Source organism: Tomitella cavernea (assembly GCF_016599145.1).
In the GTDB taxonomy this organism is placed as follows: domain Bacteria; phylum Actinomycetota; class Actinomycetes; order Mycobacteriales; family Mycobacteriaceae; genus Tomitella; species Tomitella cavernae.
The window spans coordinates 1-11,658 of record NZ_JAENKO010000074.1 but is presented as its reverse complement, the minus strand read 5'-3'; the positions used below and the strand labels follow the sequence as shown (position 1 = coordinate 11,658).

General features: G+C 73.7%; 9 protein-coding genes, 1 tRNA gene and 1 pseudogene. 4 read left to right on the top strand and 7 right to left on the bottom strand.

Translation table 11 applies throughout. The annotated features are described in order from the left end of the window. The 3 genes from selB to JJ683_RS17630 all read right to left on the bottom strand — a co-directional run. Window positions 1–1,151 (bottom strand): selenocysteine-specific translation elongation factor (selB, locus tag JJ683_RS17640; RefSeq protein WP_200176037.1); only part of this gene is annotated, 1,151 nt, incomplete at its 3' end. A gap of 11 nt (window positions 1,152–1,162) precedes the next feature. Beyond that, complete coding sequence (gene selA / locus JJ683_RS17635; protein ID WP_242474834.1) at window positions 1,163–2,410, bottom strand: L-seryl-tRNA(Sec) selenium transferase; 1,248 nt, start codon at window positions 2,408–2,410, stop codon at window positions 1,163–1,165. 119 nt (window positions 2,411–2,529) lie between these two features. Beyond that, window positions 2,530–2,625: transfer RNA gene (locus JJ683_RS17630), tRNA-Sec, on the bottom strand. A 74-nt stretch (window positions 2,626–2,699) separates the two neighbouring features. Between JJ683_RS17630 and selD the strand changes: the two genes are divergently transcribed. Further along, window positions 2,700–3,728 carry a selenide, water dikinase SelD gene (gene selD, locus JJ683_RS17625; RefSeq protein ID WP_200176036.1) on the top strand — a complete coding sequence of 343 codons (1,029 nt, stop codon included), beginning with the start codon at window positions 2,700–2,702 and terminating at the stop codon, window positions 3,726–3,728. Window positions 3,729–3,779: 51 nt separating this feature from the next. Here selD and JJ683_RS17620 read toward each other — a convergent pair whose 3' ends face one another. From JJ683_RS17620 to JJ683_RS17610, 3 genes are all read right to left on the bottom strand, one after another. Continuing rightward, window positions 3,780–7,220 (bottom strand): arabinosyltransferase domain-containing protein, encoded by a 3,441-nt coding sequence (locus tag JJ683_RS17620; protein WP_200176035.1) that lies wholly within the window; start codon window positions 7,218–7,220, stop codon window positions 3,780–3,782. Window positions 7,221–7,283: 63 nt separating this feature from the next. Then, window positions 7,284–7,676: a DUF2752 domain-containing protein gene (locus JJ683_RS17615; RefSeq protein WP_200176034.1), complete on the bottom strand. Its 393-nt coding sequence runs from the start codon at window positions 7,674–7,676 to the stop codon at window positions 7,284–7,286. Between the two features lie 182 nt (window positions 7,677–7,858). Further along, window positions 7,859–8,677, bottom strand: coding sequence for a hypothetical protein (locus JJ683_RS17610; RefSeq protein WP_200176031.1), 819 nt, complete (start codon window positions 8,675–8,677; stop codon window positions 7,859–7,861). A gap of 133 nt (window positions 8,678–8,810) precedes the next feature. On the opposite strand from JJ683_RS17610, the gene JJ683_RS17605 reads away from it, so the two are divergent. Beyond that, window positions 8,811–9,686 (top strand): class I SAM-dependent methyltransferase, encoded by an 876-nt coding sequence (locus JJ683_RS17605; RefSeq protein WP_200176029.1) that lies wholly within the window; start codon window positions 8,811–8,813, stop codon window positions 9,684–9,686. A 37-nt stretch (window positions 9,687–9,723) separates the two neighbouring features. Here the strand turns inward: JJ683_RS17605 and JJ683_RS17600 are convergent, their stop codons facing one another. Beyond that, a complete protein-coding gene (locus JJ683_RS17600) occupies window positions 9,724–10,359 on the bottom strand; it encodes a MerR family transcriptional regulator (protein ID WP_200176028.1) in 636 nt (211 codons plus the stop codon). Window positions 10,360–10,437: 78 nt separating this feature from the next. Between JJ683_RS17600 and JJ683_RS17595 the strand changes: the two genes are divergently transcribed. Further along, window positions 10,438–10,926: a DUF4188 domain-containing protein gene (locus JJ683_RS17595; protein ID WP_200176027.1), complete on the top strand. Its 489-nt coding sequence runs from the start codon at window positions 10,438–10,440 to the stop codon at window positions 10,924–10,926. 89 nt (window positions 10,927–11,015) lie between these two features. Further along, window positions 11,016–11,658, top strand: a pseudogene (locus JJ683_RS17590) (hypothetical protein); the annotation flags it as partial.

Genomic DNA, 11,658 nt, shown 5'->3' with positions numbered 1-11,658 from the left:
AGTTCGGATCCGGCATCCGGTCCGTCCGGCAGGCCCGCCAGCGTCTCGGCGCGGCGGCGGGCGGCCCCGCGGCGGGTGAGCGGCGGCGGCGACGGGTCGAGCACCGCGGCGCCGGCGGGGATGCGGTGCGTGCCCGGATCGCGCAGGATCAGGCGGTCGCCCACCCGCAGCGGCTGCGGAACATCAAGGGTCAGCCGGGCGAAGGGCGAGTCGGCGAGCATCCGCACCCGCACGGGGGTGGACGCGGAGCCGACATGCACGGTCATGTGCTCCGGCAACCGGACGGGCTTCGGCGTCCCCGGACCCGGTTCCAGGCACACATCCACGACGGACGTCTCCCGCCAGCGGCCTGGGGTCAACAGCGCCGTGCCGCGCGGCACCTCGTCGACGGCCACGCCCCGCGCGTTGAGGGCGACGCGCACCGTGCCCGTCACCGACCGTGTGTCGCGGCCCAGGGACTGCAGGCCCCGCAGCGTCACGCGCTGGCCGTGCGCGCCGACCGTCAGCGTGTCGCCCACCCGTAGGGTTCCGTCGCCGAGCGTGCCCGTGACCACGGTGCCCGCACCGCCGATCGTGAACGACCGGTCCACCCACAGGCGCACATCGGCGTCCGGATCCGGCCGGGTCAACCCGCCCGCCAGGTCTGTGATCGCCGACCGCAGACCGTCCATCCCCGCGCCGGTCATCGCGGACACCGCGACCGCGGGGATGCCGGCGAGCGGGGTGCCGTCCAGGGCGTCACGCGCCTCGGCCAGCGCCAGGTCGGGGTCCATCAGGTCGGAGCGCGTGATCACCAGAATCCCCCGATCCACCCCCAACGCCGCGAGCGCCTCCAGGTGCTCCTGGGACTGCGGCATCCACCCGTCGTCGGCGGCGACCACGAACAGCGCGGCCGGCACCGGCCCCACACCCGCGAGCATGTTGGCGACGAAGCGTCGGTGCCCCGGCACGTCGACGAACGCGACCGTCACCCCGTCGTCCAGCGTCATCGACGCGAAGCCCAAATCGATGGTGAGCCCGCGGCGGCGTTCCTCGTCCCAGCGGTCGGGCTCGGTACCGGTCAGCGCGCGCACCAGGGTGGACTTGCCATGGTCGACGTGGCCCGCAGTGGCGATGACGACGGCGGGCGGGGCCTGGCCGTTCCCCGTCACCGGTCCACCCGTCACCGCGCCGCCCGGACCAGCAGTTCGAGCTCCTCGTCGTGCTGCTCGGCGACGGCGCGCAGGTCCAGCAGCAGCCGGCCCTCGGTCACCCGTCCGAGCACCGCGGGACGCACGGCGCGCAGCGGCGCGGCGAAGCGGGTGGGCAGCGACACGGCGGCGCTGGGCAGTTCCACCCCCGGCGCACCGCCGCCGCCCACCGTGGCGCGCGAGTCGACGGCCACAGCGTCGATGCCGTCGCCGCGCAGGGCCTCCGCGAGCCGCTCCGCCCGTGCCCGCAGACCGCGCGGGTCGGCCTCGAGCGCCGCGACGGTGGGGGTGCGGGGACCGCCGACGGTGGCCTCGAACGCGGCGAGCGTGAGCTTGTCCACCCGCATCGCCCGCGCGAGGGGGTGGCGGCGCATCGCGTGGATCAGGTCGGCGCGGCCCACCACCACGCCCGCCTGCGGCCCGCCGAGCAGCTTGTCGCCGCTCGCGGTGACCAGGTCGGCGCCGGCGCCGAGCATGCCGGCGGCGCTCGGCTCGTCGGGCAGAGCCGGGTGCGGCGCGAGCAGCCCGGAGCCGATGTCGGCCACCACGGGGACCCCCAGCCCCCGCAGTTCGTGGACCCCCGCACCCGCCGTGAATCCGCTGATGACGAAGTTCGACGGGTGCACCTTGAGGATGAAGGCGGTCGTCTCGTCGACGGCACGGGCGTAGTCTTCGGCTGTCACGCGGTTGGTGGTGCCCACCTCCCGCAGCGTCGCCCCCGTGGATTCGAGCAGGTCGGGCAGCCGGAACCCGTCGCCGATCTCGACCATCTCGCCGCGTGCGATGACGATCGACCCGGGCGCCCGCGAGTGCGCCGGGGTGAGCGCGGTGGCGGCGAGGGCCAGGGCGGCGGCACCGTTGTTGACCAGGTACGCGTCCTCGGCGCCCGGCACGGCAGCGCGCAACACGTCGAGCGCGCCGCGCCCGCGCGCGCCCCGGCGGCCGGTGGCCAGGTCCAACTCCACATCGGTGGCGCCGGCGACTACCCGCACCGCGCGCACCGCCGCCTCCGACAGGGGCGCGCGGCCCAGGTTGGTGTGCAGCAGCACCCCGGTGGCGTTGATGACGCGCACGGAGGTGATCGGCGCGTCGGGCAGCTGTGCGAGCACCGTGTCGACGATGTCCGTCGGGGCGAGTTCGCCCGCGCGCACCGCATTCTGGGCGCCCTTCAGCCACGCCTTCACATACGGTGCGCCGAGCGCGTCGACGGCGGGCCGCATCCGCTCGTCACGCAACAGCGCGTCGGTGGACGGGACGCGTCGGCGCGGGTCGGCGGCGCCACCCTCGCCAGGTTCGGCTGCTATGGCGGGCACCGCCTCTCTGCACGCACCGGTTGCTATGGCGGAGGCGGACGGGAATCGAACCCGCCTGACCGGGATGCCCGGCCACGTCGGTTTTGAAGACCGCGGGGTCCACCAGGAGCCCTGACGCCTCCGTCACAAGTAAGCCCCGCCGCGGTTCCGTTCGTCAAGCCGACGGACAAGACGGAGTCGGCCTATCGTCGGAGCCATGACGACCCCGGCCACGCACTCGCACACGGTCCCGGCGCCGGCGCGCCTCACCTCGTTCGGGCACGGCGGCGGCTGCGCCTGCAAGATCCCGCCCGGGGCGCTCGAGGACGTCGTCGCAGGGCTCGTCGGAGCGCCGGTCGCCGAGCCTGCGGGCGAGCTCCTGGTGGGCCTCGACGACGGGGATGATGCGGCGGCCGTACGCATCCGCGACGATATCGCCGTGGTCTCCACCGCGGACTTCTTCACCCCCGTCGTCGACGACCCGTACGACTGGGGCCGCATCGCCGCCGCCAACGCGCTGTCGGACGTGTACGCGATGGGCGGGACGCCGCTGGTGGCGGTGAACCTGCTGTGCTGGCCCACCGGGGCGCTGCCCTACGAGATGGCCGCGGAGGTGCTGCGCGGCGGCCGAGACGTCGCGGGCGCCGCGGGATGCCATGTGGCCGGCGGGCACAGCGTGGACGACCCGGAGCCCAAGTTCGGCATGGCCGTCACCGGCACCGCCGACCCCTCCCGGCTCATGCGCAACGACGCGGGACGGGCGGGGGTTCCGCTGAGCCTGACCAAACCCCTGGGCATCGGGATGCTGAACTGCCTGCACAAGAACACCGGCGAGCCCATCCCCCAGGCCGTCGACGCGATGACCCGCCTCAACGCCGACGCCGCCCGGGACGCGCTCGCCGCCGGCATCGCGTGCGCCACCGACGTCACCGGCTTCGGGCTGCTGGGGCACCTGTTCAAGATGGCGAGGGCCAGCGGCGTGTCCGCGGTGATCGACGCGGGCGCGGTCCCCTATCTCGACGGGACACGGGAGGCGCTGCGCGACGGTTTCGTCAGCGGCGGCACCCGGCGCAACCTGGATTGGGTGCGCCCGCACCTGCGTTCCACGGTGGGCGAGGACGAGTTGCTGCTGCTCGCCGACGCGCAGACCTCCGGGGGGCTGCTGGTGGCCGGCGAGCTGCCGGGCGCGCCGGTGATCGGCGAGCTGGTCGCGGCCGGCCCGGACGCGGTGCTCACCGTACGGTGAGCGGGCACGCCTCCCCACGCCCGGCGGCCACACCGGCACGTGCAACCGGTCCTACTCCGTCCACAGCGCCTTGATGGGCCCCGGCGTCCACATGCCGGACCGTGCGGCCGTGCCCGTGTCGAGGTGCGCGGGCGCCGCGTCCGGCACGCGCGGGTCGTAGCGGACCAGGTCGCCCCACTGCCGTTTCCAGTCCTCGTCCAGGAAGGTAGGCAGAGTGACGGGGCGTTGCAGCAGCCTGATGCGCCCCAGCGGCCCGCCGCCCTGCGCGCTCTGCCAGTTGGTGGCCACCACCGCGAGGCCGCTCTCGGCGCGGATCCGGTAGCCGGGCACTTCGGCGACGCCGTCGAGGTAGTCGGGCAGGTGCTGGCACGTGGTGATGAGCGGCACCGGCCAGTCCATGAACACCGGCTGCTCGGACCCCAGCAGGTTCTGCATCGTGGTCAGGCGCGGCACACGCGGCGGGGTGAACGCGATCCAGTCGTCCTCGTCCTCCTCGTCGTCGTGGGCGACGATGCGCACCACGTCGGCGTCGTCGGGGATCTCGGAGAACGGCACCCGCATGTCGCGCCACGACGGCGCCGGCCCGATGTCGTACAGCTCGTGGTCGCCGAGCACCTCGTATTCCGCGGCCGCGCCGGCTCCGCCTGCTCCCCCGCCGACACGCCGGCCGAACTCCACCCACAGGTTCTCGCGCTTGACCTCGCCGGCGGCGGCCAGCGCGAGCACCGGCCGGTCTTCGCTGCGCGGCGGCAGGGCATACCAGGCGGAGGTGGCGTCGGCGACCGTCTCAGGGGCGCCCGGGTTGAAGCTGCCGAGCACGGGGGTGGTGGCCGGGTCGAGCCCGAACGGCAGCGCCGCCAGCGAGCCGTTGACGCCGGCCGCGTCGAGCACCCCGCCGCCCGTGCCCGGCGGATTGACGTCGGGCGCCACCTTGGCGTGGCCGACGAGGCCGTTGAGGTTGTCGTGCCGGTAGGTCACGTCCGCGGGGATCCCGTTGGGGGAGAATCCGCTCAGCTCCACCGCGCCCAGCGGGTCCGCCACCGGGGTGGCCGGCGCGAGCATGTCCGCGTTCGGGTCGCGTTCCACCAGCACCGATTCGGACAGGTTGCACGGCTTGCCCGCCAGCGCGCGCAGGTTCCCCAGCCCCACCGAGTACGACGGGTACTGGGCGGCGATCGCCACGACGAACGACACCACGGTGAAGGCGACGACGCCCGCGGCGGCGATCGGCAGCGGGGCGAACGACGGCAGCGCTTCCAGCCGCCTGCGCAGACCGGCGGGCACGAGGCGAGGGATACGCCCGGCGGGCCGGTCGTGTGCGGCGGACTCCTCCGGCGCGGGGCCGTCGCGCCACCGCCACACCCGGACCAGGCGGACGACGGCGTTGACGAAGCACACGAGCGCGAGCACCCACCCGGCGATGGTCACCCACAGCCCGTTGGGCACCCCATAGTTGGAGACGTACCACCAGCTGTTGGTGGAGGTGAAGGTGACGGCCAGGATCAGCAGGACGCCCGCCGAGAACAGCGTGCGCGCACGGCTGCGCGGCCGGCCCGTTTCGCGCAGCGCCCCGCGCAACGCCACCACGGTGAGCGCGGCGAGCACCGCGGCGACCCCCGCGAACACGCCGAAGTGGTGCGTCCACTTGGTGGGGTTGAGGGTCATCAGCGCGATCCCCAACGCCACGACGACGACCGCGCGCAGCGCCGGACCGGCGGCGAGGCCCACGATGCGCCCGCGCGGCGATCCGCCCGCCTGAGCGGCCTTCCCCGCACGCCCCACCAGTCCTGCTCGGCGGCGCACCAGCAGGACCGCGCACACGACCAGGCACAGCAGCATCACCAGCACCGCGAACCGCCGTGCGATGGAGCCGTCGGGGCCGCCCTGGAGCAGCAGGTGGATGTACCGCTGGTACTCCAGGTACCACGGTTCCGACGGGCCGACGACCGGTTTCATCCGCGTCGCCATCACCAGCGGGCCCATGCTGGCCCGGCTGAACGCCACCACCAACACCACCGAGGCCGCGGCGGCGAGCGGCGCGAGCGTGGGCGCATAGCCGAAGCGCCTGCCCCGGCTCCGGATGAGCCGCACCAGCGGCCGCCCGGCCGCCAGGAACGGGGCCGCGCAGATGGTGCCCGTCGGCCCGCCCGTCAACGTCAGCACCGCCACCGCCAGCCCGAGTCCCGCGGGCATCAACCTGCCCGTGGCCACGGCGCGTTCCACGCACACCCAGGTGATGAGGATGCCCGCGGCGATGTACGGCTCGGGGCGCAGGCCGTTGTTGTAGGGCAGCCAGAACGCGAGCAGCACCAGCGCCGCCGTCCACAGCGCCGCCGTGTCGTGGCGCGCTGCCCGGCCGAACCGCGGGATGAGCTCGCGCGAGATCAGCAGCCAGGACAGCAGCGCCGCCGCCAGCGCGGGCAGGCGCAGCACCACCGACGCCGGGCTGATCTGGTCGAGGAGGGTGAAAACGTAGTACGGGTAGCCGAACGGCGCCTCCGGCGCCCCGAACCAGCGGAAGTAGTTGGGCATGTAGCCGGCGTGCTCGGCCGCGCGGGCCATCGCCAGCTCGTAGCCGTCGTCCGAGGTGTTGGCGCCGATGATGTGCCAGATCAGCAGCACCGCCACCACGGTGACGTCCGCCGCGCCGATGCGCCGCCACCGCCGCGGGAACAGCCGCACCCGACGACCCGTCCGCCGCAGGCCGGGCGGACCGCGCACCCCGCGCCACCGCGCCCGGGCTCCGCCCCGCGCCGCCGCGTCGATGCGGGCCAGCGCGGCGAGCGAGACCGCGGTGAGCGCCAGAGCCAGGCCCATCGCCAGCCACTTGAGCAGCGTCGGCGACACCATGTAGCGGGTGTCCACCGTCGCCTCCACCGACAGCCCCTCCGGCGCCGGCCCGGTGAGGTCGGTGAACACGCCCACCACCTGCGGGCGGGCGTCGTGACCGGTCACCGTCGTGGTCTCCGCGGCACCGTCCGGCCCCGCGAACGTCACCGCCGTCTCCTCGGCGGTGGACGTCACCGTGATCGCGTCGCATCCGCCACCGGCCACCGGCGCAAGCGGAGCACTCGCAAGGATCTCGCCCGCCGACCGGACGGTGACTTCGCCGTATCCGGTGGTGATGACGAGCGCGCGTTGCGTGGCACCGGTGGTGCCGACGGGCGCGGTCGACAGGACTGTGCGCCCGCCTCCCGGCGCGCCCGACGGGTGCGCCGCCAGGTCTGCCACCGCCGAGCAGGGCACCGTGACGTGCAGATCGGTGGGGGCATAGGTGACCAGCGGCGCCGTCACCGGCGCCACCGTGCTCCCCTGCGGCCAGGACAGGTGCGCCGTGGACTGCGTGACCGGCAGGAACGGCACCGCCAGCGCCAGCAGCAGGCCGACCAGACCGGCGACTGCGGCGACGACGCGGGCGCCCAGGGCCGGGCGGCCGCGATGCCGAGGCGACGGCGCAGGCTGCGCTGCTGCTCCTGGATCGGTGGTCGGCACGGTGCAAACCTACCCAGACGGCCCGACGGGTACGGCCAGCGGCCGCGCGAGTGTCGCCGCGCCTCACACCCGCAGCGCGGTGAACGGCGCGACGGGGATGTTGCGCACCACCAGCCAGACGACCACGACGACCGCGATGCACCATGCCGCGCGGCCGCCGAGCCGCATCGCGTTGCCGCCGTCCCCCCGGGCCCGACCCCATGCCCACCGCGCGAAAACGCAGGCCAGGGCGACGAGGACGACGACCCCGACCGCGTTGAACCGCATCGCCGACGCGAGATCGAGGTGCAGCAGCGAATAGATCATCCGCGTGCTCCCGCACCCGGGGCAGATCACGCCGAAGAAATGCTTGCTGGGGCATTCTGGGATGACGCCCCCCGGTGTGGTCGGGTCTGCCGCCCAGATGAACGCTCCCGCCGCGGCGGCCGCCACGGCTACGGCCAGCGGCGCTGCCATGCGGCGCAGCGTCCCAGCCCGGGCGCGCTGCCCGCCGATCCCGGCCGCCTGCCCCGGGCTCGCACCCGCAGTCCCGGCCACCCGTCACCCCGCTCGCTGCCGCACCGTTCCGTCCGCCGTTCTCCAGTATCCGCGGCCTGACCGCGGACGCAATGCACGCGCCGGACGAAAGCAGCACGTGGTCAGTCTGCCGAGCCTCCTCCGCTGTAACCGCTGCTCCCGGAACCGCTGTTGCTGCCGGAACCGCTGTTGCTGCCGGAACCGCTGCCGGCCGAGTCGGTCACGGAGCCCAGCTGCTCGCGGATCAGCATCGAACCGGCCTCGCTGCCGAATCCTGCGGTCTCCGCCACGCTGCCCCAGCCGCTGCCGGGAACCGTCATGACCAGTGCCGCGATGTGGGTGGCGCCCTGCGGCAGGCAGACCCCCGCCAGGACGTACACGCCCGGTTCGACGGCGGTGCGGGTCTGCCAGTAGTCGCGCGCCTGGGACGGGGGCAACGGGATCGGAGGAGCGAACAGTGTGACGCCCGGGAGGCCGCCGCCGAGGATCGCGGACGGGTCGTCGAGAGTGTCCATCAGCTCCGGAATGCGGCGCGCGTCGACGAGGACCGGGGTGCACGTCGACAGCAGCGGCGCGGACGGCGGACGGGTGACCCACACGCGCATTCGTCCCGCGTCGTCGGTCTCCGTGCGCAGTCCCGGCGCGGAGGTCTCGATACCAAGGGACCCGGTGACGTCCCAGTCGCCGAGCGACCCGGTGTCCACGCCCGCTTGCACGCCCAGGTCCTCGAGCCGCGACAGGTCCAGCGTCGACTCCTCGCTGCCCGTCGACCCCGCACTTCCGGACGACCCCGCGCTGCCCGACGACCCTGTACTGCCCGAAGACCCGCTGGACGACGTGGCGGCGGAGCTGTCGGCGGCGGCCGTTCCCGCGCCGGCGCACAGCAGCGTCCCGGCGGCCACGAGCGCCGCGGCCGATCGAGCGGTCCGGACAATCGTCATCGCCGTCCCCCTGGTCGTTGAATTCCCGGTCCGGGCTCAGCGTATAGCGCCGGGCCGGCCGCGGCGGCCGATTGCCCGATACCGTGCGCCCGGCGATGGCGGCCGGCCCGCATACGTGGTGTAGTGGATTCATATGAGCGACGATCCCGGCGCCGCATCCGACCACGCCCCGGCCGGACCCGAGAACACCGCGGAGCGGGTGGCCCTGTGGCGGGCGCTGCACGTGCTCGTCGACGCAACCCCGCACGTTTTCGAGGACACCGTCGGCCTGGCCCTCGTCGATCCGCCCGCCGGGTGGCGCGACAGACCGGACATGGATGCGGAGTTCTCCGCGGGCTTCCGCGCGTCGATCGTGGCGCGGGCCCGCTTCGTCGAGGCGATCGTCGCCGAACAGGCCGACGCCGGGGTCGATCAGTACGTGATCCTTGGCGCGGGGCTGGACACCTTCGCACTGCGCCGCCCGGAGCTCGCCGCGCGGATGACGGTGTTCGAGGTCGACCAGCCCGGCCCGCAGGAGTGGAAGCGGCGACGACTGGACCAGTCCGGGTACGGCCTGCCGGGGAACCTGCGCCTGGTCCCGGTGGATTTCGAGACCGAGGACTGGTGGTCGGCGCTGCTGCGCGCCGGGTTCGACGCCGCGCGTCCGGCCGTGGTCGTGTCCACCGGCGTCGTCCAATACCTCACGCGCGAGGCGACCGTATCGACGCTGCGCGCGGTCGCAGGCCTCGCCCCCGGCTCGACGCTGGCCTTGTCATTCCTGCTGCCGATGGAGCTCATCCACGGCGGCGACAAGGACGGACTCGAGGCGAGCAGCGCGGGGGCACAATCGTCGGGGACGCCGTTCATCAGCTTCTTCACGCCCGAGGACATGCTCGATCTGGCACGCGCCGCCGGGTTCCGCAGTGTCGAGCACGTCGCAGGAATCGACCTGGGCGAGCTGTATTTCGAGGGACGCCCGGACGGCCTGCGCCCGTCGAGCGGTGAGGATTTTCTCGTCGCCCGGATCTGAGTCGCTGTGCGCCATCGCCGGGCGGCCGCGCGAACCCTCACGGAGGCGGCGCGTCGAGCAGCCGCTGGGACGTCTCCACATGCGCGAGCCGCCGCAGGACCAGCAGCAGGGGCTCGACCAGCACGGTGCCCAGCACCACGTAGCGCACAGCGGCGGGAACGGATTCAGACGGAGTCCGTTGCACTTCACGCTGCGCCACGACGCCCATCGCGCGGCCGTACGCGGCCAGGTCCTCACGGGACAGTTCGAGCCCGGCCGCGTCGATCGCCCCGATCGCCCTGGCGAGCCCGGCCACCTCGTCCGCGCATTCGCGCTCCGCCGCATCCCATCCGAGGTCGCGGAGCAGCAGCGATGCCCGGTCCGCGGCACCTTCGGGTGCGGCCCCGGCGCCCGGAACCGCACCCGGCAACCGCGTGTAGGCGGAGCCGATCATTTCGTGCAGCGATTCCGGCGGGTCGTCGATCTCGTCGAGCACGGCCTTGGCCCCCGCGACGCCGAGGCCGCCTACGCCGATCAGCGCGCGGATGAGCGCCAAACGCCGAAGGTGCGCGTCGTCGTACTCGGACCGTGTCGCCGACACACGCGCACCCTCCGGGAGAAGCCCCTCACGCAGGTAGTACTTGACGGTCGCGACGGCAACGCCCGATCGCCTGCTCAGCTCCGAAATCTGCACTCCGACCCCTTCACCCTTGACTTGGATAGTAATACTCTCCAATACTGGATAGCGTCACTCTCCAATCAAGGAGGAGCCATGCGGTCCACCCGTCTCACCCACGATCACGACGGCACCCTCGTCGTCTTCCTCATCGGGATGACCATCACGAAGCCGTGGCGACCCGACCTGTGGCTGCCCGTGTTCACCGCGATGCCGCGCATGCTCCGCGAGCTCGAGGCGCAGGAGCACTCCGGCCTGCTCGGCTACGAGTACCTCGCCATGCGCACAGGCCCCGCGGTCCTGCAGTACTGGGACTCGCAAGAGGCGCTCTACGCCTACGCGTCCGCCCCGGAGGGCCGACACCTGTCGGCATGGCGCGAGTTCCACCGCCGGACCCGGAAGCACCCGGGCGCGGTGGGCATCTGGCACGAGACGTACGTGGTCGACCGCGCCGAGTCGGTGTACAACAACACCCGGGCCGTCGGGCTGTCACGCGCGACGCATGTTGTTCCGGTGACGGCCGCCCGGTTGACAGGGGCACAGCGTTTCCGCCGGCACCGGCGCTCCACCTCGGCGCCGCAATAGGCCACGCGGCGCGCCAAATCCACTCCGCCGCGCCCCGCAATGGGATCGGCCTTGTCGCCACCCTCCGGCCACTCCTGCAGCCCGCGGCCATGCACACCAAGTACCTGCGCGATTTCACCAGCGCCGTCTACATCGTCGGCGCCGAGGTGGACCACATCGTTCCGTGGCGATCGTCCTACAAGAGCGCCCGGCTGTACGGCAAGGACGCGCGGTACGTGCTGTCCAACGGCGGGCACATCGCGGACATCGTCAACCCGCCCAGCAGGAAGAGCCGGTGCAAGGCCCTCGGCGCCCCCGACGCCGCCGAGATCGAGGCGCTGCCCGACAGCGCGGAGGGATGGGCGGAGAAAGCCACCCACACCGACCGCAGGTGGTGGGAGAATTGGGCGCAGTGGGGCTCCGCGCGCGGGGGCGATGCAGGCCCCGCCGCGCATGGGCAGTGCGACGCACCCGCCGCTGGTGGCAGCACCCGGCACGTACGTCCACAGCTGAGCGCACGCCCCGGCGGCCCGCCCGGGCGCACACCGCACGGTCAGGAGTCTGCGATGACGGATCCAGCACCCCGGGAGGCCCCAGAGGGCGGCGACGCCCCCGGCAAGGGGGCGCGCGCCCGTGCCCGCCTGTCCTCGCTGGCGGGCTCGGCGCGGGCGTCCGCGGGCCCGGCTATCAAGGGCGTGGGCAAGTACGTCGGGGACGCGCGGGCACGCCGGCGGGCCGCGCGCGGGGCGGCCG